Annotated in this window: 20 protein-coding genes and 1 other RNA gene; 5 read left to right on the forward strand and 16 right to left on the reverse strand. The window is 54.5% G+C overall.

Features of this window, described 5'->3' with window-relative positions; all coding sequences use genetic code 11:
- Nucleotide 1 precedes the first annotated feature (1 nt).
- On the forward strand, nucleotides 2-1,435 hold the full coding sequence (locus tag ACFX4U_RS21600; RefSeq protein WP_313507361.1) for a 6-phospho-beta-glucosidase: 1,434 nt from the start codon (nucleotides 2-4) through the stop codon (nucleotides 1,433-1,435).
- Between the two features lie 36 nt (nucleotides 1,436-1,471).
- Here ACFX4U_RS21600 and ACFX4U_RS21605 read toward each other — a convergent pair whose 3' ends face one another.
- From ACFX4U_RS21605 to ACFX4U_RS21640, 8 genes are all read right to left on the reverse strand, one after another.
- Nucleotides 1,472-2,215, reverse strand: a complete 744-nt coding sequence (locus tag ACFX4U_RS21605; RefSeq protein WP_313507360.1) for an SDR family oxidoreductase — start codon at nucleotides 2,213-2,215, stop codon at nucleotides 1,472-1,474.
- A gap of 61 nt (nucleotides 2,216-2,276) precedes the next feature.
- Entirely contained in the window at nucleotides 2,277-5,150 is a 2,874-nt protein-coding gene (gene gcvP, locus ACFX4U_RS21610; RefSeq protein ID WP_313507359.1) for an aminomethyl-transferring glycine dehydrogenase, read from the reverse strand.
- Between the two features lie 176 nt (nucleotides 5,151-5,326).
- Nucleotides 5,327-5,716, reverse strand: coding sequence for a glycine cleavage system protein GcvH (gene gcvH / locus ACFX4U_RS21615; RefSeq protein WP_086873521.1), 390 nt, complete (start codon nucleotides 5,714-5,716; stop codon nucleotides 5,327-5,329).
- 23 nt (nucleotides 5,717-5,739) lie between these two features.
- Nucleotides 5,740-6,834 carry a glycine cleavage system aminomethyltransferase GcvT gene (gcvT, locus tag ACFX4U_RS21620; RefSeq protein ID WP_305735065.1) on the reverse strand — a complete coding sequence of 365 codons (1,095 nt, stop codon included), beginning with the start codon at nucleotides 6,832-6,834 and terminating at the stop codon, nucleotides 5,740-5,742.
- Nucleotides 6,835-7,257: 423 nt separating this feature from the next.
- Nucleotides 7,258-8,460, reverse strand: a complete 1,203-nt coding sequence (gene ubiI, locus ACFX4U_RS21625) for an FAD-dependent 2-octaprenylphenol hydroxylase (RefSeq protein ID WP_305735064.1) — start codon at nucleotides 8,458-8,460, stop codon at nucleotides 7,258-7,260.
- Nucleotides 8,461-8,478: 18 nt separating this feature from the next.
- Complete coding sequence (ubiH, locus tag ACFX4U_RS21630) at nucleotides 8,479-9,657, reverse strand: 2-octaprenyl-6-methoxyphenyl hydroxylase (RefSeq protein ID WP_313507358.1); 1,179 nt, start codon at nucleotides 9,655-9,657, stop codon at nucleotides 8,479-8,481.
- Nucleotides 9,654-10,967, reverse strand: a complete 1,314-nt coding sequence (gene pepP, locus ACFX4U_RS21635; protein ID WP_305735062.1) for a Xaa-Pro aminopeptidase — start codon at nucleotides 10,965-10,967, stop codon at nucleotides 9,654-9,656. Before pepP ends, ubiH begins: the two co-directional genes overlap by 4 nt.
- Before the next feature lie 24 nt (nucleotides 10,968-10,991).
- Nucleotides 10,992-11,570 (reverse strand): YecA family protein, encoded by a 579-nt coding sequence (locus tag ACFX4U_RS21640; protein ID WP_305735061.1) that lies wholly within the window; start codon nucleotides 11,568-11,570, stop codon nucleotides 10,992-10,994.
- A 227-nt stretch (nucleotides 11,571-11,797) separates the two neighbouring features.
- Here ACFX4U_RS21640 and zapA point away from each other — a divergent pair, with 227 nt between their 5' ends.
- The 3 genes from zapA to ACFX4U_RS21655 all read left to right on the forward strand — a co-directional run bounded on the left by zapA (nucleotide 11,798) and on the right by ACFX4U_RS21655 (nucleotide 12,971).
- Nucleotides 11,798-12,127 carry a cell division protein ZapA gene (gene zapA, locus ACFX4U_RS21645; RefSeq protein ID WP_017457603.1) on the forward strand — a complete coding sequence of 110 codons (330 nt, stop codon included), beginning with the start codon at nucleotides 11,798-11,800 and terminating at the stop codon, nucleotides 12,125-12,127.
- 43 nt (nucleotides 12,128-12,170) lie between these two features.
- A non-coding RNA gene (gene ssrS, locus ACFX4U_RS21650) (6S RNA) lies at nucleotides 12,171-12,354 on the forward strand.
- A gap of 20 nt (nucleotides 12,355-12,374) precedes the next feature.
- A complete protein-coding gene (locus tag ACFX4U_RS21655) occupies nucleotides 12,375-12,971 on the forward strand; it encodes a 5-formyltetrahydrofolate cyclo-ligase (protein ID WP_313507357.1) in 597 nt (198 codons plus the stop codon).
- A 36-nt stretch (nucleotides 12,972-13,007) separates the two neighbouring features.
- Here ACFX4U_RS21655 and serA read toward each other — a convergent pair whose 3' ends face one another.
- Both serA and rpiA read right to left on the reverse strand, forming a co-directional pair.
- A complete protein-coding gene (gene serA / locus ACFX4U_RS21660; protein ID WP_017457601.1) occupies nucleotides 13,008-14,240 on the reverse strand; it encodes a phosphoglycerate dehydrogenase in 1,233 nt (410 codons plus the stop codon).
- A 268-nt stretch (nucleotides 14,241-14,508) separates the two neighbouring features.
- On the reverse strand, nucleotides 14,509-15,168 hold the full coding sequence (rpiA, locus tag ACFX4U_RS21665; protein WP_017457599.1) for a ribose-5-phosphate isomerase RpiA: 660 nt from the start codon (nucleotides 15,166-15,168) through the stop codon (nucleotides 14,509-14,511).
- A 164-nt stretch (nucleotides 15,169-15,332) separates the two neighbouring features.
- On the opposite strand from rpiA, the gene argP reads away from it, so the two are divergent.
- The gene (argP, locus tag ACFX4U_RS21670; protein WP_017457598.1) at nucleotides 15,333-16,226 is read left to right on the forward strand and encodes a DNA-binding transcriptional regulator ArgP; all 894 of its coding nucleotides are present in this window, start codon (nucleotides 15,333-15,335) and stop codon (nucleotides 16,224-16,226) included.
- 39 nt (nucleotides 16,227-16,265) lie between these two features.
- Here the strand turns inward: argP and ACFX4U_RS21675 are convergent, their stop codons facing one another.
- From ACFX4U_RS21675 to epd, 6 genes are all read right to left on the reverse strand, one after another.
- Nucleotides 16,266-17,009 carry an oxidative stress defense protein gene (locus ACFX4U_RS21675; RefSeq protein ID WP_017457597.1) on the reverse strand — a complete coding sequence of 248 codons (744 nt, stop codon included), beginning with the start codon at nucleotides 17,007-17,009 and terminating at the stop codon, nucleotides 16,266-16,268.
- Between the two features lie 95 nt (nucleotides 17,010-17,104).
- Nucleotides 17,105-17,740, reverse strand: coding sequence for an arginine exporter ArgO (gene argO / locus ACFX4U_RS21680; RefSeq protein ID WP_313507355.1), 636 nt, complete (start codon nucleotides 17,738-17,740; stop codon nucleotides 17,105-17,107).
- 138 nt (nucleotides 17,741-17,878) lie between these two features.
- Nucleotides 17,879-18,739, reverse strand: a complete 861-nt coding sequence (locus ACFX4U_RS21685) for a small-conductance mechanosensitive channel MscS (RefSeq protein ID WP_017457595.1) — start codon at nucleotides 18,737-18,739, stop codon at nucleotides 17,879-17,881.
- Nucleotides 18,740-18,926: 187 nt separating this feature from the next.
- Nucleotides 18,927-20,006, reverse strand: coding sequence for a class II fructose-bisphosphate aldolase (fbaA, locus tag ACFX4U_RS21690; protein ID WP_131408558.1), 1,080 nt, complete (start codon nucleotides 20,004-20,006; stop codon nucleotides 18,927-18,929).
- A 215-nt stretch (nucleotides 20,007-20,221) separates the two neighbouring features.
- Nucleotides 20,222-21,385, reverse strand: coding sequence for a phosphoglycerate kinase (gene pgk / locus ACFX4U_RS21695; protein ID WP_305735058.1), 1,164 nt, complete (start codon nucleotides 21,383-21,385; stop codon nucleotides 20,222-20,224).
- Between the two features lie 48 nt (nucleotides 21,386-21,433).
- Complete coding sequence (gene epd, locus ACFX4U_RS21700; protein ID WP_313507354.1) at nucleotides 21,434-22,453, reverse strand: erythrose-4-phosphate dehydrogenase; 1,020 nt, start codon at nucleotides 22,451-22,453, stop codon at nucleotides 21,434-21,436.
- Between the last annotated feature and the right edge of the window lie 87 nt (nucleotides 22,454-22,540).

Raw genomic sequence — 22,540 nt, forward strand, 5'->3', positions numbered from 1 at the left:
GATGAAAAAATTGACCTTACCGAAAGACTTTTTATGGGGCGGCGCGGTTGCCGCACACCAGGTTGAAGGTGGCTGGAATAAAGGCGGCAAAGGCCCGAGCATTTGCGATGTCCTGACCGGCGGCGCGCACGGTGTTCCACGTGAAATCACACAGGAAGTAGTAGCCGGCAAGTACTACCCGAACCACGAAGCCATTGATTTTCATGGTCACTACAAAGAAGACATCAAGCTGTTTGCCGAAATGGGCTTCAAATGTTTTCGCACTTCCATCGCCTGGACCCGCATCTTCCCGCTGGGCGATGAGCAACAGCCGAATGAAGAAGGGCTGAAGTTTTACGACGACATGTTTGATGAGCTGTTGAAATACAACATCGAGCCGGTCATCACGCTGTCCCACTTCGAAATGCCGCTGCACCTGGTGCAGGAATACGGCGGCTGGACCAACCGTAAAGTGGTCGATTTCTTTGTACGCTTCGCCGAAGTTGTTTTTGAGCGCTACAAGAGCAAGGTCAAATACTGGATGACCTTTAACGAAATCAACAACCAGCGCAACTGGCGCGCGCCGCTGTTTGGCTACTGCTGTTCCGGCGTGGTCTACACCGAACATGAAAACCCGGAAGAGACCATGTACCAGGTGCTGCACCACCAGTTTGTTGCCAGCGCCATGGCCGTGAAAATCGGCCATCGTATTAACCCGGAAATGAAAATTGGCTGCATGCTGGCGATGGTGCCGCTGTATCCCTTCTCCTGTAAGCCGGACGATGTAATGTACGCGCAGGAATCAATGCGTGAGCGTTATGTCTTTACCGACGTGCAACTGCGCGGCTACTACCCTTCTTATGTGCTGAACGAATGGGAACGCCGTGGTTTTATCATCAACATGGAAGCCGGTGACGAGGCGATTCTTCGCGAAGGTTGCTGTGATTACCTCGGCTTCAGTTACTACATGACCAACGCGGTGAAAGCGGAAGGCGGCGCTGGCGATGCGCTCTCCGGTTTCCAGGGCAGCGTCCCTAACCCGCATGTTAAAGCGTCTGACTGGGGCTGGCAGATTGATCCGGTTGGCCTGCGTTATGCGTTGTGCGAGCTATACGAACGCTATCAGAAACCATTGTTTATCGTGGAGAACGGTTTCGGCGCGTACGATAAAGTCGAAGCGGACGGCAGCATCAACGACGATTACCGCATCGATTATCTGCGTGCGCACGTTAAAGAGATGGTCAAAGCAGTGACCTACGACGGTGTGGATTTGATGGGTTATACCCCGTGGGGCTGTATCGACTGCGTCTCTTTTACCACCGGCCAGTACAGCAAACGCTACGGCTTTATCTACGTGAACAAGCACGATGACGGCACCGGCGATATGTCGCGTTCCCGTAAAAAGAGCTTTAACTGGTACAAAGAAGTGATTGCCAGCAACGGCGAAAATCTTTGACGCTATCAACTCCTCTCCCTGACGGGAGAGGAGTACTTATCTGCCACCGGCTAAATCCAGAAAACTGCCGGTGACATACGACGCTTTGTCGCTCAACAGCCAGACAATGCCCTGCGCCACTTCTTCCGGTTGCCCACCGCGCCGCAGCGGGATCGCGCTACTCACCCTATCCACACGCCCCGGCTCACCGCCGCTGGCATGCATTTCGGTGTAGATAAAACCCGGACGCACGCCATTCACGCGGATACCATTCGCCGCAACTTCCAGTGCCAGCCCGGTGGTGAGCGTGTCGACGGCCCCTTTGGACGCCGCATAATCCACATATTCACCGGGCGAGCCGAGACGCGCCGCAGCCGAAGAAACATTAACAATCGCGCCGCCGTGCCCACCGTGTTGAGTGGACATCCGTTTGACCGCTTCGCGACAGCAGAGGAAATAACCCGTCACGTTGGTCGCCAGCACGCGATTAATGCGTTCTGCGCTCAGTTGCTCTACCCGGCTTTGCTGAAACAAGATCCCGGCGTTATTGACCAGCGCGGTAAGCGGTTCCGGTTTTTCATCAAGACAGGCGAACATGGCCTGTACCTGCGCTTCATCACTGATATCGGCCTGTACCGCGAACGCGTGTCCACCCTGCGCGGTGATTTCCGCCACCACATCGTCGGCAGCCGGTTTGTTGCTGTGATAATTGACTGCAACGGTGTAGCCTTCTTGCGCCAGCAGCAGCGCGGTTGCGCGGCCAATTCCCCGGCTACCACCGGTGACTAATGCAATCGCCATCTGTGTCTCCTGAAAAGTAAAGGGCGCCGAAGCGCCCTCAAAAGATAGCTGAATCAGCGTATTACTGATATTCGCTCATCGGTACGCAGGAACAGAACAGATTACGGTCGCCGTACACATCGTCCAGACGCTTCACGGTCGGCCAGTATTTGTTGGCAAAACCTGCCGGGAACACCGCCAGTTCGCGGGTGTAACTGTGATTCCACTCGGCTACCAGTTCGTTCTGCGTATGCGGTGCGTTAACCAGCGGGTTATCTTCCAGCGTCCACTCACCCTGTTTCACACGTTCGATTTCCGCGCGAATTGCCAGCATGGCATCAATAAAGCGATCCAGTTCGACTTTGCTTTCTGATTCAGTCGGCTCCACCATCAGCGTACCGGCAACCGGGAAGGACATGGTCGGCGCATGGAAACCGTAATCGATCAGGCGCTTAGCGATATCCAGCTCGCTGATGCCGGTCTCTTCTTTCAGCGGGCGAATGTCGAGAATACATTCGTGCGCGACGCGACCATCACGACCGGTATACAGCACCGGGAAAGCTTCTTTCAGACGGCTGGCGATGTAGTTGGCATTAAGGATCGCCACCTGGCTCGCTTGTTTCAGCCCTTCCGCGCCCATCATGCGGATATACATCCAGCTGATCGGCAGAATCGACGCGCTGCCAAACGGTGCTGCAGAAACCGCGCCCTGACGGGTAAGCATCCCTTCAATCTGCACCACGCTGTGACCCGGTACAAACGGTGCCAGATGCGCTTTCACGCCAATCGGCCCCATTCCTGGGCCGCCGCCGCCGTGCGGAATGCAGAAGGTTTTATGCAAATTGAGGTGCGACACATCCGCGCCGATAAAGCCCGGCGATGTGATACCCACCTGGGCGTTCATGTTCGCGCCATCCAGGTAAACCTGGCCGCCAAACTGATGCACCACTTCGCATACTTCGCGGATCGTCTCTTCATACACACCGTGGGTGGACGGGTACGTCACCATGATGCAGGAGAGGTTGTCGCCCGCCTGCTCTGCTTTCGCACGCAGATCGGCCAGATCGATGTTGCCGTTTTTATCACAAGCAACCACCACAACCTGCATCCCCGCCATCTGCGCCGATGCCGGGTTAGTACCGTGCGCAGAGCTTGGGATCAGGCAGATATCGCGGTGACCTTCATTGCGGCTTTCATGGTAGTGACGAATCGCCAGCAATCCCGCATATTCGCCCTGCGCGCCGGAGTTCGGCTGCATGCAAAGCGCATCATAACCGGTCAGTTTTACCAGCCAGTCGGAGAGCTGAGCGATCATCTGGTGATAACCTTCCGCCTGTTCCGGCGGGCAGAACGGGTGCAGTTCGGCAAATTCCGGCCAGGTTACCGGGATCATTTCCGCCGCCGCGTTCAGTTTCATGGTGCAGGAGCCCAGCGGGATCATCGCCTGGTTCAGCGCCAGATCTTTACGCTCCAGCGAGTGCATGTAACGCATCATCTCGGTTTCGCTGTGATAGCGATTAAACACCGGGTGCGTCAGGAAAGCGTCTTCACGCAGCATGCTCTGCGGGATGGAACGGCTGTCGAGCGCAACCTCTTTATCCAGTGCGTCAATATCCAGACCGTGTTTATCACCCAGCAGCACGTTAAACAGCACCTGCACATCTTCACGCGTGGTGGTTTCATCCAGCGTGATGCCAACGGCATTGAGAATGTCGCTACGCAGGTTGATCTCGTGCGCTTCGCCGCGGGCCAGCACGGCGGCTTTATCGGCAACATCAACACACAGAGTGTCGAAGTAGTGCGCGTGGCGCAGTTTCAGGCCGCCACGCTGCAAGCCGGCAGCAAGAATATCGGTCAGGCGATGAATACGCCCGGCAATGCGTTTCAGCCCGTCCGGGCCGTGGAACACCGCGTACAAGCTGGCAATGTTGGCCAGCAGCACCTGCGAAGTACAGATGTTGGAGTTGGCTTTCTCGCGGCGAATATGCTGCTCGCGCGTTTGCATCGCCATGCGCAGCGCGGTGTTACCGGCGGCATCTTTCGACACGCCGATAATGCGGCCTGGCATGGAGCGTTTGAATTCATCTTTTGCAGCAAAGAATGCCGCGTGCGGGCCACCGTAGCCCATCGGCACGCCAAAGCGCTGCGCGGAGCCGAACACAATGTCGGCGCCCTGTTTGCCAGGCGCTGTCAGTTGCACCAGCGTCAGCAAATCGGCGGCAACGCTGATCACAATTTTGCGGGATTTCAGTTCGTTAATCAGCGCGCTGTAATCATGCACTTCACCCGTGGTGCCGACCTGCTGGAGCAGTACGCCGAACACATCCTGGTGATCAAGAACTTTGGCTGCATCATCAACAATCACGTCAAAACCGAAGGTTTCCGCGCGAGTGCGCACGACATCCAGTGTTTGCGGATGCACATCGGCCGCGACGAAAAAGCGGTTGGCACCTTTCAGTTTGCTGACGCGCTTCGCCATGGCCATTGCTTCTGCTGCCGCGGTGGCTTCATCCAGCAGCGACGCGGACGCGATATCCAGCCCGGTGAGATCAAGCGTAACCTGCTGGAAGTTGAGCAGCGCTTCAAGGCGGCCCTGCGACACTTCCGGCTGATACGGGGTGTAAGCGGTGTACCAGCCTGGATTTTCCAGCATGTTGCGCAGAATAACCGGCGGCAACTGCACGGCGGTGTAACCCATGCCAATGTAAGACTTAAAGCGCTTGTTGCGGCTGGCAATGGCTTTCAGCTCGGCCAGGGCCGCGAATTCAGTGGTCGATTCCCCAACCTGCGGCGGTGTTGCAAGCTGGATGTCTTTTGGCACGATCTGGCCAATCAGTGCGTTTAACGAATCCGCGCCAACTGTGTTCAGCATCTCCTGCTGTTGCTGAGCATCCGGCCCGATGTGACGTCCAATGAAAGCGCCACGGTTTTCAAGCTGGCTTAAAGTCTGTGTCATGAGCGATGGTTCCTGAAACGTGCAGTGAATCGTATTTGGAAATTACCTGAATACGCTAAGTCCTTTGCGTTAAGCAGGAAGGCGGCGACGCAGTACATCCCCAGGCGCTGACATCAGTAAGTGACTGGGGGGAGCGAGGAAGCCAACGCGTCTGCTACGCGAAGGATAAGGCGTATTTACTCGTCTTCGAGCAGTGCGGCGTAGGCTGTGGCGTCCAGCAGCGCGGCAACTTCTGCTTCGTCGCTGGCTTTGATTTTAAAGATCCAGCCTTCGCCATACGGCTCGCTGTTGACCAGCTCTGGCGAATCCGCCAGTTGGTCGTTGACCGCCACGATTTCACCGCTGATTGGCGCGTAGATATCAGAAGCCGCTTTTACTGATTCGGCAACGGCGCAATCATCGCCCGCGCTAACAGTTGCGCCCGCTTCCGGCAGATCGACAAACACCATATCGCCCAGCAGTTCCTGCGCGTGTTCGGTGATGCCAACGGTGTAGGTGCCGTCCGCTTCTTTGCGCAGCCACTCGTGTTCTTTGCTGTATTTCAGTTCGCCTGGTACGTTGCTCATTTCATTCTCTCCAGATAAAAAGGTTACGCGACAGCTTTGCCAGCGCGCACAAAAACAGGTTTAGTGACTTTGACCGGCATTTCACGGTTACGGATCTGTACAACGGCGTTTTCGCCGATCCCCGCCGGAACACGCGCCAGTGCAATACTGTAGCCGAGCGTTGGCGAGAACGTACCGCTGGTGATCACGCCTTTTTGCACATTGCCATGCGCATCGGTGAAGTGCACCGGCAATTCATTACGCAATACGCCTTTTTCCGTCATCACCAGGCCAACCAGCTGTTCGGTGCCTTTTTCACGCTGCAGTTCCAGCGCATCGCGGCCAATAAAGTCTCGCTCCTGCGGCTCCCAGGCGATTGTCCAGCCCATGTTGGCGGCCAGCGGAGAGATACCTTCATCCATCTCCTGACCATACAGGTTCATGCCCGCTTCCAGACGCAGAGTATCGCGCGCGCCAAGGCCGCAGGGTTTCACGCCAGCATTGACCAGCGCCTGCCAGAAGCTGGCCGCTTTTTCGTTGGGCAGCGCAATTTCATACCCTGCTTCGCCGGTATAACCGGTGGTCGCAATGAACAGATCACCAGCTTCAACGCCAAAGAACGGCTTCATACCTTCAACGGCGCGGCGCTGCTCGTCAGTAAACAGGCTGGCGGCTTTCGCCTGCGCGTTCGGACCCTGGACCGCAATCAGCGACAAATCATCACGGACGGTGATGTCGATGGCATAAGGTTCAGCGTGTTGGGAAATCCAGGAGAGGTCTTTTTCGCGGGTGGCGGAGTTTACAACGAGGCGGAAGAAATCTTCAGTGAAGTAATAGACGATTAAGTCATCAATTACGCCGCCCGAGGCATTTAGCATGCCGGTATAGAGCGCTTTACCGGGCTTCGTGAGTTTGGCGACGTCGTTTGCCAGCAAATAACGCAGAAACTCCCGGGTGCGGCTGCCTTTGAGATCGACGATGGTCATGTGCGACACATCAAACATTCCGGCATCGGTGCGCACCGCGTGGTGCTCGTCGATTTGCGAGCCGTAATGCAGCGGCATCATCCAGCCATGGAAATCCACCATGCGGGCGCCGTTTAGCGTGTGTTGTTCGTATAAAGGGGTCTGCTGAGCCATCTTTTCCTCGTCGAATAAGCGGAGCCATCACGTTTTTCGGCGGCGTGATTTGCGCCAAAACAACTGGTGCCGACACCGTTTTACGACGTCGACGCAAACGTTCTCTTTGGCCTGAACTTATCACCGAAAGCAGCGCTTAACCATAAAGAAAAATGGTCCATCACATTAGCTTATGACCCATCGCGCACAAAATGCCATCAGAGTATTATTCTGGTCAATGACGATTCACCCTTCATAAAAAATCAACATTAATGAAGCCGATGAGGATATTGCAGTATTTCACTCTGCAAAAGAGCGAGTTTTCCCGAAAAGAAAAAAACACGACATGAGAAAATCTAATCCGAAAAATGCGGTGAAATTAGAATATTTCAAATGAGGAAGAGACATCCCCTCCCGGGACCGGGAAGGGAAAGTGTGACGCAGTTAACGTAACCACTCAGGCAGATCGTTAAGCCCCATTGCCTGGCGTAACAACCGCGTTTTCACACCGGGAAGGGTATCCGCCAGTTTCAGGCCAATATCACGCAGCAGCTTTTTCGCCGGGTTTGAACCCGAGAAGAGTTCGCGAAAGCCCTGCATCCCGGCCAGCATCAGCGCCGCGCTGTGTTTACGGCTGCGCTCATAGCGGCGCAAATAGAGATGTTGACCAATGTCTTTACCTTCGCGGCTCAGACGCTTCAGTTCAGTGATCAACTCAGCGACATCCATAAACCCGAGATTCACACCCTGCCCCGCCAGCGGGTGAATGGTATGTGCGGCATCGCCAACCAGCGCCAGGCGGTGCCCGGCAAACTGGCGTGCATAACGTCCGGTGAGCGGATAGACCTGACGTTCGCTCTCAACGCGACACAGCCCAAGGCGGTTATCGAACGCCACACACAGCGCCTGGTTGAATGCTTCATCACTCGCCTGCTGCATAGCTTTCGCCTGCTCTGGCGGCAGCGACCAGACAATTGAGCACAAATGCGGATCGCTAAGCGGCAAAAAAGCGAGAATGCCGTCGGCGTGAAACACCTGACGCGCCACCGCCTGATGCGGTTCATCGGTGCGAATGGTCGCCACGAGCGCATGATGATGGTAATCCCAGAACGTCAACGGAATATCGGCCTTGTTGCGCAGCCAGGAGTTCGCGCCATCTGCGCCAACCACCAGCCGTGCGGTAAGCATGGTGCCATCTTTTAAGGTCAGAAACGCGTCGTTTTCGCCCCACGCCACCTGCTGCAGTTCAGCCGGTGCCAGGAGAGTAACGTCCTTACATTGCCGGGCTTTATCCCACAGCGCCTGGTGGATCACCGCGTTTTCAATAATGTAGCCAAGATGGCTGTAGCCCATGCTCTGGTCGTCAAACGCGATACTGCCAAAACTATCTTTGTCCCACACTTCCATGCCGTGATAACGCCCGGCACGTTGGGCAATAATGTTTGACCAGACACCAAGGTGCGTCAGTAACTTTTCGCTGGCAGCATTAATCGCTGACACGCGCAGCGCCGGAGGAGCATCTTCCGCCAGCGGTGTCGGTTCATTCTGCTCCAGCACCGCCACGCGCAACCCGCTGCCCTGTAAACCACAGGCCAGCGCCAGCCCGACCATACCGCCGCCGACAATCGCAACATCAACACTCTGCACTCTTCGCTCCTTTTGTCTTTAACGGGCAACCCAACCGAGGGTACGCTGCGCCAGCGCATCGCGCGCCGGGGTAAATAATTCCATAGCCATCAGCCCTGCATTCCGCCCAACGACCAACGGCATCCAGTGATTGGCAAACAGATGCACCAGTCCATCGGTGACGCCGATAGTGGCTTTTTTATCTGCATGACGGCGATCGCGGTAGCTCGTCAACACGGGGTAGTAACCAACATCTTGTTGTGCCGCCCACGCCTCAGCCAGCGTTTCCGCCAGCGTCATCACATCGCGCATGCCGAGGTTAAAACCCTGCCCGGCGATAGGATGCAGCGTTTGCGCGGCATTGCCGACCAGCACCGCGCGGTGCGAGACCGGCGAAGAGGACACGGTCAGCGTCAGCGGATAAACGCTGCGTTTGCCCACATGCAGGATGCGCCCGAGCCGCCAGCCAAAAGCCTTTTGTAACTCGTGGCAAAAACGTTCGTCAGACCAGCCGGCAACCTGCTGCTGTTTCTCCAGCGGATGGCACCACACCAGCGAACAGCGACCTTGTGACATCGGCAACATTGCCAGCGGGCCGTGTTCGGTAAAACGCTCAAACGCCCGCCCCTGATGCGCCACAGAAGTGGTGACATTGGCGATAACTGCCGCCTGGTGATAAGGCGCTTGCTGCCAGTCCACACCCAGTTGCTCACCAATGCGTGAACGGGAGCCGTCTGCCGCCACCAATAACTGACCGGTAATACATTCACCGCTTTCCAGCGTCACGCTCACCTGTTGCTCATTACGGGCAACCGCACTGACTGTCGCCGGGCAATGCAGCATCACGCCGGGCGCATTTTGCAACAGCGTGAACAGCCGCTGCCCAACGTCATGCAGTTCAACAACGTAACCAAGCGCATCGATGTGGTAATCCTGTGCATCCAGCGTGACAAAGCCTGCATGGCCGCGATCGCTGACATGCACCGTTGAAATTGGCGTTGCGCAGGAAGTGATGGCTTGCCAGATGCCAATGCGCGCCAGCTGCTGGCACGTGCCTGCCGCTAACGCAATGGCGCGGGCGTCAAATCCCGGATGCGCGGATGCGCCAGGAACGCTGGCTTCTACCAGATGAACGGGTAATTTGCCGTGAGTAAGATGAGAAATCGCCAGCGCAAGCGTTGCGCCAGCCATGCCACCGCCAACGATAATCACACTCATGAACGTGGTGCCGCCATCAGCGCTTCAATCTCGTCAGCGCTTTTCACGACGCTGGCGGTCAGGTTTTCGTTGCCGTCTTCAGTGATGACGATGTCATCTTCAATACGAATACCAATACCGCGATACTGCTCCGGCACATCGGCATCCGGCGCGATGTAAAGACCTGGTTCAACCGTCAGCACCATGCCAGGTGCCAGTTCACGCGAACGATCTTTGCCATACACACCGACATCGTGCACATCCAACCCGAGCCAGTGGCTTAAGCCATGCATAAAAAACGGGCGGTGCGCGTTTTTTTCCACCAGTTCATCGACTTCACCTTTCAGGATGCCGAGCTTCACCAGCCCGGTAATCATGATGCGCACCACTTCGCTGGTCACTTCCTGGATCGACGTACCTGGGCGGAAAAGCGCAAGAGCACATTCCAGTGACGCCAGCACGATATCGTAGATTTCGCGCTGCGCCGGGCTGAATTTGCCGTTTACCGGGAAGGTGCGGGTGATATCACCGGCATATCCCTTGTATTCACAACCGGCATCAATCAGCACCAGATCGCCATCACGCATCTGGCTCTCATTTTCCGTGTAGTGCAGGATGCAGCCATTGACGCCGGAACCCACGATGGTGTTATAGGAGGGAAAACGCGCGCCGTGGCGGTTAAACTCGTGCTGAATCTCACCTTCAAGCTGATATTCAAACATCCCCGGACGGCAAACCTGCATCGCACGGGTATGCGCCAGCGCGGAGATCTCCCCGGCGCGACGCATCACGTCTATCTCTTCGGCAGATTTAAACAAACGCATTTCGTGTACGATGGGTCGCCAGTCGGTTAACGTTGGCGGCGCAAGCAGATTCTGACGCGAACCTTTGCGCAACTTATCCAGCGCAGTGAACACAATGGTGTCGGCATAGCCGAATTCACCCTGCGCGTGGTACACCGCATCAAGACCGTTGAGTAATTGATAAAGGTGTTCGTTGATTTCCGGGAAAGCCAGTGCGCGATCGACGCCCAGCTTTTCCGGTGCGGCTTCCTGACCAAGGCGACGACCAAACCAGATCTCGGCGGTTTTGTCGCGCACGCGGTTGAACAGCACGCTGTGGTTGTGGGTGTCATCACTTTTGATCAGCACCAGCACCGCTTCCGGCTCGTTAAAACCGGTGAAATACCAGAAATCGCTGTGCTGGCGGTACGGGTATTCACTGTCTGCGCTGCGCGTGGCTTCCGGTGCAGCGAAAATTAACGCCGCGCTGCCCGGCACCATTTGCGCCAGCAATGCCTGGCGGCGACGGAGAAATTCAAGCTGTGTCATGACACCGACTCCCTACAAAGTGAATTAATGTAACGTGGGCTTACGCACTTCCGGTGCGGTAGGCTGCGGGCGCGTGAACGTGTCGTGGCACAGCAGCGCCGCGACGCGGACGTATTCGACGATCTCTTCGAGCGACATTTCCAGCTCTTCCTGATCTTCGTCTTCGTCATAACCCAGTTGCGCAATGTTGCGCAGATCGTCAATCGCTTCGCCGGTTTCACCCGTCACTTTATCGAGCTTCGGCTGGGTGACGCCCAGCCCCAGCAGGAAATGGTTCACCCAGCCCGCCAGCGCGTCGGCGCGGTCGAAAACGCTAACATCGTCGCCATCCGGCAGATAGAGCTGGAACAAGAAACCGTCGTCTTCCAGCGAGTCGCTGGTTGCTGAATGCATGCTGCGCAGCGCTTGCGCCAGTTCGTGACCGAATGCCAGACCGTCGTTGGTTAAATCATGCAGCAGCGGCTGCCAGGAGCTGTCTTTGTTACCGCCGCAGAGGATCCCCGCGATAAGCCCGTGCATTTCAGCAGGAAGTAATCCCACGCCCTGTTGGTTGAGTAGCTGGGCTACATCGTTGTAACCAGGTATTTCGTTCTGTATAGACATGCGCATTCGTCGTCGTTGGGGGGAATATTCATGATATGCTACCACTTTGGCCCCTGGTGATATACCCGTGATGCTTCACGTTCCATGCGTTTGCATGCACTCCGAATCATTAAGGTATAGACGCAAAAAGCTTGAAAGCGCGCGCCGGGGTAGCTTATAGTGTCGCCCCTTCGCAGCCCAGGGCTCGAATGCGAAGGCAGAGCGCAGTCAAACAGCAGGAAGGTGGCATGTCTGCACAACCCGTCGATATCCAAATTTTTGGCCGTTCACTGCGAGTGAATTGCCCGCCTGAACAGAGAGATGCTCTGAATCAGGCCGCGGAGGATCTGAATCAGCGGTTGCAAGATCTGAAGGTTCGCACTAGAGTCACAAATACTGAGCAGTTGGTGTTTATCGCCGCGTTAAACATTAGTTACGAGCTGACTCAGGAAAAAGCAAAGACCCGCGAATACGCCGCCAGCATGGAACAGCGTATTCGGATGTTACAGCAGACCATCGAACAAGCATTGCTTGATCAAGGTCGCATAACAGAAAGACCGGGACCAAAGTTTGAATAACGCTTCAGGGTCATCTGTGTTAGAGTGACCGTGAAGCCAAAAAATATCTCTGAGATGTTTGCAAGCGGGCCAGTCCCCTGAGCCGATATTTCATACCACAAGAATGTGGCGATCCATGGTTGGTGAGCATGCTCGGTCCGTCCGAGAAGCCTTAAAGCTATGACGACGCATTCACCTTGAACCAAGGGTTCAAGGGTTACAGCCAGCGGCGGCATCTCGGAGATTCCCTTCTTTTTTTATAATCACCATGACGCAATTTCCTGATTTCCCTTCGTCACGACAAGAAATCCGCAAAGTTATTCGCCAGCGCCGGCGTGAATTCACTCCTGAACAACAAACGCACTTCGCCCAGCAGGCTGCGGCACGCATGATGGCATATGCGCCGGTTGTGATGGCACATAGCGTAGCGTTGTTTCTCTCTTTTGATGGCGAGCTGGATACCCAACCGTTGATTGAGCAACTCTGGCGTAGCGGTAAACGCGTTTACCTGCCGGTGTTGCATCCATTCAGCCCCGGCAATTTGCTGTTTCTGCATTACCACCCACACAGTGAACTGGTCGTCAACCGTCTGAAAATTCAGGAACCGAAGCTGGATGTGCGCGATGTGTTGCCGCTCAGCCAGCTCGACGTGCTGATTACGCCGCTGGTCGCCTTTGATGAACAAGGGCAGCGCTTAGGCATGGGCGGTGGTTTTTACGATCGCACATTACAAAACTGGCGCGAATACGGCCTGCAACCGGTGGGTTACGCGCATGACTGCCAGGGTGTGGAGAAGCTGCCGGTGGAAGAGTGGGATATCCCGCTGCCTGCAGTGGTTACGCCGTCCAGAATATGGCAGTGGTAACTTTCCCCTCCCTTGCGGGAGAGGAAAAAGCAACGTTTAGAACAGCAGACGGGAACGAATGGTGCCCGGAATCGCTTTCATGCTCTGCAACGCTTTCTGCGCCACATCCTCATCCGCTTCAATATCAATAACCACATAACCCATATACGGCGTGGTTTGCAGGTACTGCGCTGCAATGTTGATATTCTGGCTGGCGAAAATCTGGTTGAGTGCGGTTAGCACGCCAGGGCGGTTTTCGTGGATGTGCAGTAAACGGCGCCCACCATGCAACGGCAAAGAGACTTCCGGGAAATTCACAGCAGAAAGCGTCGAACCGTTGTCGGAGTACTTGATCAGTTTACCGGCGACTTCCAGGCCGATGTTTTCCTGCGCTTCCTGCGTGGAACCGCCAATGTGCGGCGTCAGCAGGACGTTGTCGAATTCACACAGCGGAGAGTCAAACGGATCGCTATTGGTTGCTGGTTCAGTCGGGAACACGTCGATTGCCGCGCCCGCCAGATGTTTACGTTTCAGCGCATCGCACAGTGCCGGAATATCCACCACCGTACCGCGTGCGGCGTTGATCAGCAGTGCGCCCGGTTTCATCAGCGCCAGCTCTTCCGGCCCGATCATATCTTTTGTAGAAGCGTTTTCCGGCACATGCAGGCTCACCACATCGCTCATATTCAGCAAGTCCGAGAGATGTTGCACCTGTGTTGCATTGCCGAGTGGCAGTTTGCTTTCAATATCATAGAAATAGACGTGCATCCCCAGCGATTCCGCCAGAATACCGAGCTGCGTGCCAATATGGCCGTAACCGATAATACCGAGTTTTTTACCGCGCGCTTCATACGAACCAACTGCCAGCTTGTTCCAGATACCGCGATGCGCTTTGGCGTTCGCTTCAGGAATACCGCGCATCAGCAGCAGCAGTTCACCAATGACTAACTCTGCCACCGAACGGGTGTTGGAGAACGGCGCGTTGAATACCGGAATACCACGCTTCGCCGCCGCATCCAGATTCACCTGGTTGGTACCAATACAGAAACAGCCGATAGCCACCAGTTTTTCCGCCGCAGCGATGATATCTTCAGTCAGTTGAGTACGGGATCGCAGGCCGATAAAGTGGGCATCACGGATGGATTCTTTCAGTTGCTCGCTATCCAGCGCACCTTTGTGAAACTCAATGTTGGTGTAACCCGCAGCGCGAAGGCTATCCAGAGCTTTCTGGTGCACCCCTTCGACGAGCAGAAATTTAATCTTGTCTTTCTCCAGTGATACCTTTGCCATTTACCCGACCCTGTTTTTTGTCTTGACTGTGATGTTGTGCAGATTGCAATCCGCGTTAGTCAACATATCAAAAAAAACTATCGCGGCAATATGAACGTTTGCGTCAGGCACCTGAAGAAATGTCATACAGCGGGAAATGGCAGAGAAAAATGCTAAGAAACAAGAAGCAAGCGGCAGGTAAAGCATGACAAGGGCGAAAACGTGACAGATATCACCAAATTTGCCCATTGCAGATTTTTTACAGGGAGGCATGCGCCTCCCTGTCAGATCATTTCACGATAGTTTTCACGCCGTCAGCGGTGCCGATCAGCGCCACATCCGCACCACGGTTAGCAAATAACCCTACAGTCACTACGCCCGGCAACGCATTGATGCTGTTTTCCAGCGCAATCGGGTCGATGATCTCAAGACCGTAAACATCCAGGATGACGTTGCCGTTATCCGTCACCACGTTCTGGCGATATTCCGGGCGACCGCCCAGCTTGACCAGCTCGCGGGCAACAGCGCTACGCGCCATCGGAATCACTTCCACCGGCAGTGGGAATTTACCTAGGATATCAACCTGCTTGGAAGCATCCGCGATACAGATGAATTTATCCGCCACCGAGGCGATAACTTTTTCACGTGTCAGCGCCGCACCACCGCCTTTGATCATCTGCATCTGGCCGTTAATCTCATCCGCGCCATCCACATAAATGCCCAGGCGGTCCACTTCGTTGAGATCGAATACGGTAATACCAAGGCTTTTCAGTTTCTCGGTGGACGCGTCCGAGCTGGAAACTGCGCCTTCAATCTGGCCTTTCATCGTGCCCAGCGCGTCAATAAAGTGTGCCGCGGTAGAGCCGGTGCCAACCCCAACAATGGTGCCAGGTTCTACATACTTCAGCGCTGCCCAGCCCACTGCTTTTTTGAGTTCATCCTGCGTCATGGTCGTTTGCCTGTGGTGTGAAATTTCAGGCGCATTATAGACCAGCGTTACCCTAAATGTCCCTGTGACCAGTGTCACATTACGCAACGTCCAATTTCGTCTGTACCGAACAAAAATTTATGTCATAGTGCTGAGTACGATTTTTTCAGGAGAATGCCCGAGCAATGAAACGTCCGGACTACAGAACATTACAGGCGCTTGATGCGGTTATTCGTGAGCGCGGATTTGAACGTGCCGCACAAAAGCTGTGTATTACCCAGTCCGCCGTGTCGCAGCGCATTAAGCAACTGGAAAATATGTTTGGTCAGCCACTGCTGGTGCGCACCGTGCCGCCTCGCCCTACCGAGCAGGGGCAAAAACTGCTGGCGTTGCTGCGCCAGGTCGAACTGCTGGAAGAGGAGTGGCTTGGCGACGAACAAACCGGCTCCACACCGCTACTGTTATCGCTGGCGGTCAACGCCGACAGCCTGGCGACCTGGCTGCTGCCTGCATTAGCCCCGGTACTGGCCGACTCACCGATTCGCCTGAATCTTCAGGTGGAAGATGAAACCCGCACTCAGGAGCGTTTGCGTCGCGGTGAAGTGGTTGGCGCAGTGAGTATTCAGCCGCAAGCGCTGCCCAGTTGCCTTGTCGACCAACTTGGCGCGCTGGATTACCTGTTTGTCGGTTCGAAAGCGTTCGCCGAGCGTTATTTCCCGAACGGCGTCACCCGCTCTGCGCTGCTAAAAGCACCGGCGGTCGCGTTTGATCATCTCGATGATATGCATCAGGCGTTTTTACAGCAGTATTTCGACTTACCGCCGGGCAGCGTGCCTTGCCATATCGTCAACTCTTCCGAAGCGTTTGTTCAACTGGCGCGCCAGGGGACGACCTGCTGCATGATCCCGCATCTGCAAATCGAAAAAGAGCTGAACAGTGGTGATCTGATCGACCTGACTCCCGGTTTGCTGCAACGCCGGATGCTGTACTGGCACCGTTTTGCGCCGGAAAGCCGGATGATGCGCAACGTCACGGACGCGCTGCTGGAATATGGGCATCGGGTGTTACGGCAGGATTAATAAAACGCCCTCTTCCCGGTCGGGAGAGGGCGAAAAGGATTACTTCGCCGGTGCCGCAGTCTGCGGCTGGCTCTGGGTCGGTTCCAACTGGAATACGACATCTACCTGATCAGCAAACTGAATCGACGGTTGCTCATAGGTTTCCTGTGCGGAAGCGGCTTCTGGCGCATCCGCTTTCATCATGCGTACCATCGGGCTCGGCTGATAGTTGGACACATGGTAGCGCACGCTGTAGATCGGACCGAGTTTAGCGTTAAAGCCTGCCGCTAACTGCTGCGCCTGATGCGTTGCATCATCGATAGCCGCTTTGCGCGCTTTATCTTTGAATGACTCCGGTTGCGCAACGCCCAACGATACAGAACGAATTTCGTTCAGCCCCGCTTTCAGCGCGCCATCCAGCAGTGAATTAAGTTTATCCAGCTCACGCAGCGTGACTTCCACGGTACGCACTGCGCGGTAGCCTTTCAGGATACTTTTGCCGTTCTGGTAGTCATAATCAGGTTGTGTGCGTAAGTTCGCGGAATTAATGTCTTTCCGGGCAATGCCGTTTTGCTCAAGAAAGCTAAGATATTGCGCAACACGGTCATCGGCCTGTTTTTTGGCTGAGGCAGCGTCTTTCGCGGCGACATTAACCTCAATCGCCAGCGTGGCGATGTCCGGGGTCGCGTCCACGCTTGCCGTACCTGAGGTGACAATATGCGGACCGTCCGGCAATTCGCTCGCCTGTACTGCCATCCCGCTGAAACCGACCATTGCCGCCAGGGCCATCACTTTAAATTTCACAGTTGCTCCTCCATGGTGCTTTTGTTACGCCCAGAATTGCAGGACGCCTGGCAGCAAGCTTAGCGGCTAAGCGTGAATTGTCCATCGGACTTACCTTAACTGAATAATCCCAGCATATGGTGCACGCCTTCGCGCGCCAGCTGGAAAGCGATAAACCACATCACCAACCCCACCAGGGTGTTAATCACCCGCTGTGCTTGCACCGTGCGCAAACGAGGAGCAAGCCAGGCCGCAAGTAAAGCAAGGCTGAAAAACCACAGGAAGGAGGCGCTCACCGTGCCCAGTGCAAACCAGCGTTTTGGCTCCGCATCAAGCTGACCGCCAAGACTGCCGAGTACCACAAACGTATCGAGATAAACGTGAGGGTTCAGCCAGGTAACCGCCAGCATGGTGGCGATTATGCGCCAGCGTCCCTGGCGCATTGCTTCAGCATTCGCCAGTTCAATGGTGCTACCGAACGCCGTTTTCAGTGCGCCAAAGCCGTACCACAGTAGAAACGCCACGCCGCCCCACGTCACCAGTGCCAATAGCCACGGCGACTGCATCAGCAATGCGCTCCCGCCGAAAATGCCCGCGCAAATCAGTAATACGTCGCTGAGCGTGCAAAGCGCCGCAGTCATAATGTGGTACTGCCTGCGGATGCCCTGATTCATGACAAAGGCATTTTGTGGCCCAAGCGGCAAGATCAACGCAGCCCCAAGCATAACTCCTTGAAAATAATAAGATAGCACGTGGTAATTCCGTCAGAGTTGTTTCGAACGCTGACTATAGCGCGGGAAAATCATTAGATGAAATGGATAATGCTAATCGCTAATAAGCTCGCCTAATAATGAAGAGCATAAATAAGGCCGGAACCCCGGCCTTGATGTTTATTGCGCGGCGGGATCTTTCACGCGTTTGAAGTTCACGTCCATTTGTGGATACGGGAAACTGATGCCGTTTTCATCAAAACGGCGTTTGATAAGTTCCAGTACATCCCAATAAACGTTTTGCAGATCGCTGCTCTTGCTCCAGACGCGTACCACAAAGTTAATCGATGAAGGCCCGAGTTCATTGAGGCGTACCGTCATTTCACGATCCTTGATAATGCGCTCGTCAGCCTGAATAATTTCAGTCAGGATGCGTTTCACCTCATCGATATCGGAATCATACGCCACACCAATAATAAACTCGTTGCGACGCACCGGTTCGCGAGAGAAGTTAACGATATTTCCGGCGATGATTTTGCCGTTAGGAATAACCACAATACGCCCGTCGACAGTGCGCATGGTGGTGGAGAAAATTTGCACCTGCAATACCGTACCGGCCACGCCACCCAGATCGACATACTCGCCAGAGCGGAACGGGCGGAAAGTCACCAGCAGCACACCAGCCGCGAGGTTAGAGAGCGAGCCCTGCAGCGCCAGACCGATAGCCAGACCGGCTGCACCGAGAACCGCGATCACCGAGGCTGTTTGCACACCAACGCGCCCCAGCGCGGCAATCAACGTAAACGCGATAATACCGTAGCGTACCAGCGCGGAAAGAAAATCCGCCACCGTGGCGTCAATGTGTCGCGCCACCATCAGGCGATTAACGGTATTCGAGACAATGCGTGCCACAATCATCCCGACAATAATAATGGCGATAGCCGCCACGATATTAACGACATAGCTCAATAACAGCGCCTGGTTGTTTACCAGCCATGAACCTGCATTATTAATGCTGTCGACAACGTCAAGATCTTCCATTCGAGCTTCCTTATGTTGTTCCAAAACGGGAAAACCACCCCTTCAAGTAAGGAGAGATCCCTAAAGGGTAAACAAAAAGCCGCCATTTCGCCAAGCTGATCACATTTTGTGTTCTCAGGCATTCCGTTGAATTCGCAATAAAAAAGGCCCGCATTTTGCGGGCCTTTTCAGACAAAAGCAGTACAAATTACAGAACGTCTACCGCGTTCAGCTCTTTGAAAGCCTGCTCCAGACGAGTCACCATGCTGGACTGCGCTGCACGCAGCCATACACGCGGATCGTAGTATTTTTTGTTCGGCTGGTCTGCGCCTTTCGGGTTGCCCAACTGGCCCTGCAGGTAGCCTTCGTTTTCTTTGTAGTACTTCAGAATACCTTCCCAGGTTGCCCATTGGGTGTCGGTATCGATGTTCATTTTGATAACGCCGTAGCTTACGGAGTCTTTGATTTCCTGAGCGGAAGAACCGGAACCACCGTGGAATACGAAGTTCAGGCTGTTGTGCGGCAGGTTATGTTTTTTGGAAACATATTCCTGAGAGTCGCGCAGGATAGTCGGAGTCAGTTTCACGTTACCCGGTTTGTACACGCCGTGTACGTTACCGAAGGAAGCAGCGATGGTGAAACGCGGGCTGATTTTGTTCAGCTCGGTGTAAGCGTAATCAACGTCTTCCGGCTGGGTGTACAGTGCAGACGCGTCCATATGGCTGTTGTCTACGCCGTCTTCTTCACCACCAGTGCAACCCAGTTCGATTTCCAGCGTCATGCCCATTTTGGCCATACGCGCCAGATATTTGGAGCTGATCGCGATGTTCTCTTCCAGAGACTCTTCAGACAGGTCAATCATGTGAGAAGAGAACAGCGGTTTACCGGTAGCTGCGAAGTGTTTTTCACCCGCGTCCAGCAGGCCGTCGATCCACGGCAGCAGTTTTTTCGCGCAGTGGTCGGTATGCAGAATAACCGGCACGCCGTAATGTTCTGCCATCTGGTGTACGTGATGCGCACCAGAGATTGCGCCGAGGATTGCCGCGCCCTGAGGAACGTCGGTTTTCACGCCTTTACCTGCGATGAACGCAGCGCCGCCGTTAGAGAACTGAACGATAACAGGCGCTTTAACTTTCGCTGCAGCTTCCAGAACAGCGTTAATGGAGTCAGTACCCACGCAGTTAACCGCAGGCAGAGCGAAGTTGTTTTCTTTAGCTACCTGGAACACTTTCTGAACGTCATCACCAGTGATCACGCCAGGTTTTACGAAATCAAAAATTTTAGACATGTTACGTAGTCCTGTATCTTCGGCCGTTGTACACATCATCCATCAAGCTGACTCGGCGCTGGCTGCCTTCGCTTACATCAGAGACTTATTTCAGTCAGTTCCTGATGATTCACTCCGTTGCCGCCTTGATGCAACTTGAATGATTTTGTGTAGAGAATTAAAGCGAGCCCGAAAGCGCGCTGAAAACAGGGCAGGTTTCCCTGCCCTTGAATGTCTTACTTCTTAGCGCGCTCTTCGAGCATGGCTACTGCCGGCAGTACTTTGCCTTCCACAAATTCGAGGAACGCGCCACCGCCAGTGGAGATGTAGGAAATCTTGTCAGAGATACCAAACAGGTCAATCGCCGCCAGAGTGTCGCCGCCGCCTGCGATGGAGAACGCGTCGCTGTCTGCAATCGCGTTAGCCACAATTTCGGTACCTTTACGGAAGTTCGGGAATTCAAACACGCCAACCGGACCGTTCCACAAAATAGTTTTGGCGTTTTTCAGGATTTCAGCCAGTTTTTGTGCAGAAACGTCGCCCAGATCCAGAATTTGCTCATCATCTTTGATATCAGAAACAGATTTCAGGGTCGCGGTTGCGGTTTCAGAGAACTCAGTCGCAACGCGAACATCTGTCGGAACCGGGATATCGCAAGTACTGAGCAGGCGTTTGGCTTCATCAACCAGATCGGCTTCGTACAGGGATTTACCAACATTGTGGCCTTGCGCAGCAACGAAGGTGTTAGCAATGCCGCCGCCAACAATCAGCTGGTCGGCAATTTTGGACAGAGAATCCAGAACGGTCAGTTTAGTGGAAACTTTAGAACCACCAACGATAGCAACCATCGGACGAGCCGGTTCTTTCAGCGCTTTACCAAGTGCTTCCAGTTCGTCTGCCAGCAGCGGGCCTGCGCAAGCAACATCAGCAAATTTACCGATACCATGCGTAGACGCCTGCGCGCGGTGCGCAGTACCAAATGCGTCCATCACGAACACGTCGCACAGTGCAGCGTATTTTTTAGACAGCGCTTCGTCGTCTTTCTTCTCGCCTTTGTTAAAGCGAACGTTTTCCAGAACGACCAGTTCACCTGCGGCAACTTCTACGCCGTCCAGGTAATCTTTAACCAGGCGAACCGGGTTGGACAGTTTGTCTTTCAGATAGTTAACAACCGGCAGCAGAGAGAATTCTTCGTTGTACTCGCCTTCGGTCGGACGACCCAGATGGGAAGTCACCATTACTTTCGCACCTTGCTTCAGCGCCAGTTCAATGGTCGGCAGAGAAGCACGAATGCGCGCGTCGCTGGTCACTTTGCCATCTTTAACCGGCACGTTCAGATCAGCACGGATGAAAACGCGTTTACCAGCCAGATCCAGATCGGTCATCTTAATTACAGACATGGTGAATCCTCTCAATGATTCTTAAAGTTTTGCGAGCGCTATTGCGCCCTACCTGAAACCAATAGCCGCCATTGCTAACGTCGTGTCGAGCATTCGGTTAGCAAAGCCCCATTCGTTATCGCACCATACCAGGGTTTTAATCAGGTGCGCGCCACTGACCCGTGTCTGCGTGCCATCAACAATGGCACTGTGCGGATCGTGGTTAAAATCGGTTGAAACCAACGGTAATTCCGTATAGTCAACTATACCATGAAATGTTCCCTGCGCTGCTTTTTGCAGCAACGCATTGACTTCACTGGCTTTTACCGGTTTCTTCACCGTTACACTCAGATCGATAGCGGTGACATTAATTGTCGGCACACGTACCGCTATCGCTTCAAATCTGTCATTAAACTGCGGGAAAATTCTCGTGATGCCTGCCGCCAGTTTGGTATCCACCGGGATGATGGACTGGCTGGCCGCGCGCGTACGCCGCAAATCGGGGTGATAGGCGTCAATCACTTGCTGGTCGTGCATCGCCGAGTGAATCGTTGTCACGGTTCCTGACTCAATGCCATACGCATCGTCGAGTAGTTTTATGACCGGAATAATACAGTTCGTCGTACAGGACGCGTTAGATACCAGCAGGTCAGTGGCTCGCAGCGTGTTTTGGTTAACGCCGAAAACAATCGTTGCATCAAGGTCGTGGCTACCAGGATGGGAAAAGAGCACTTTTTTCGCGCCCGCCGCCAGATGCGCCTCGCCATCTTCACGATTGCCATACACGCCTGTACAGTCGAGCACCACATCGACGCCTAACTCACGCCACGGCAGCGCGTCGATAGCACGCTCATGTAGGATGCGAATAACGTCATCACCGACAATCAGTTGTTCACGCTCCTGGCGAACATCCCATGCGAAACGTCCATGGCTGGTGTCATATTTCAACAAATGCGCCATGCCCACGGCATCGGCAAGTTCGTTGATTGCCACCACAGTGATTTCCGCCCGACGCCCTGATTCATATAAAGCACGAACCACATTGCGCCCGATGCGACCGAAACCATTAATCGCTATGCGTACGGTCATAACTCTCCTGCAAGGCTAGCCAGCCTGAAGTGGATGACAGAGTAATCCAGCCACCACAGAAGGGGAATCCTCGCCTGCTTAAACTGC

This window comes from Kosakonia sp. YIM B13588, from assembly GCF_042788165.1.
GTDB classification, from domain to species: Bacteria; Pseudomonadota; Gammaproteobacteria; order Enterobacterales; family Enterobacteriaceae; genus Kosakonia; species Kosakonia sacchari.

Coding starts and splice junctions, on each gene's coding strand:
- ACFX4U_RS21600 (WP_313507361.1), top strand. CDS start 2: ATGAAAAAATTGACCTTACCGAAAGACTTTTTATGGGGCGGCGCGGTT.
- ACFX4U_RS21605 (WP_313507360.1), bottom strand. CDS start 2,215: ATGGCGATTGCATTAGTCACCGGTGGTAGCCGGGGAATTGGCCGCGCA.
- gcvP (WP_313507359.1), bottom strand. CDS start 5,150: ATGACACAGACTTTAAGCCAGCTTGAAAACCGTGGCGCTTTCATTGGA.
- gcvH (WP_086873521.1), bottom strand. CDS start 5,716: ATGAGCAACGTACCAGGCGAACTGAAATACAGCAAAGAACACGAGTGG.
- gcvT (WP_305735065.1), bottom strand. CDS start 6,834: ATGGCTCAGCAGACCCCTTTATACGAACAACACACGCTAAACGGCGCC.
- ubiH (WP_313507358.1), bottom strand. CDS start 9,657: ATGAGTGTGATTATCGTTGGCGGTGGCATGGCTGGCGCAACGCTTGCG.
- pepP (WP_305735062.1), bottom strand. CDS start 10,967: ATGACACAGCTTGAATTTCTCCGTCGCCGCCAGGCATTGCTGGCGCAA.
- ACFX4U_RS21640 (WP_305735061.1), bottom strand. CDS start 11,570: ATGTCTATACAGAACGAAATACCTGGTTACAACGATGTAGCCCAGCTA.
- zapA (WP_017457603.1), top strand. CDS start 11,798: ATGTCTGCACAACCCGTCGATATCCAAATTTTTGGCCGTTCACTGCGA.
- ACFX4U_RS21655 (WP_313507357.1), top strand. CDS start 12,375: ATGACGCAATTTCCTGATTTCCCTTCGTCACGACAAGAAATCCGCAAA.
- serA (WP_017457601.1), bottom strand. CDS start 14,240: ATGGCAAAGGTATCACTGGAGAAAGACAAGATTAAATTTCTGCTCGTC.
- rpiA (WP_017457599.1), bottom strand. CDS start 15,168: ATGACGCAGGATGAACTCAAAAAAGCAGTGGGCTGGGCAGCGCTGAAG.
- argP (WP_017457598.1), top strand. CDS start 15,333: ATGAAACGTCCGGACTACAGAACATTACAGGCGCTTGATGCGGTTATT.
- ACFX4U_RS21685 (WP_017457595.1), bottom strand. CDS start 18,739: ATGGAAGATCTTGACGTTGTCGACAGCATTAATAATGCAGGTTCATGG.
- fbaA (WP_131408558.1), bottom strand. CDS start 20,006: ATGTCTAAAATTTTTGATTTCGTAAAACCTGGCGTGATCACTGGTGAT.
- pgk (WP_305735058.1), bottom strand. CDS start 21,385: ATGTCTGTAATTAAGATGACCGATCTGGATCTGGCTGGTAAACGCGTT.
- epd (WP_313507354.1), bottom strand. CDS start 22,453: ATGACCGTACGCATAGCGATTAATGGTTTCGGTCGCATCGGGCGCAAT.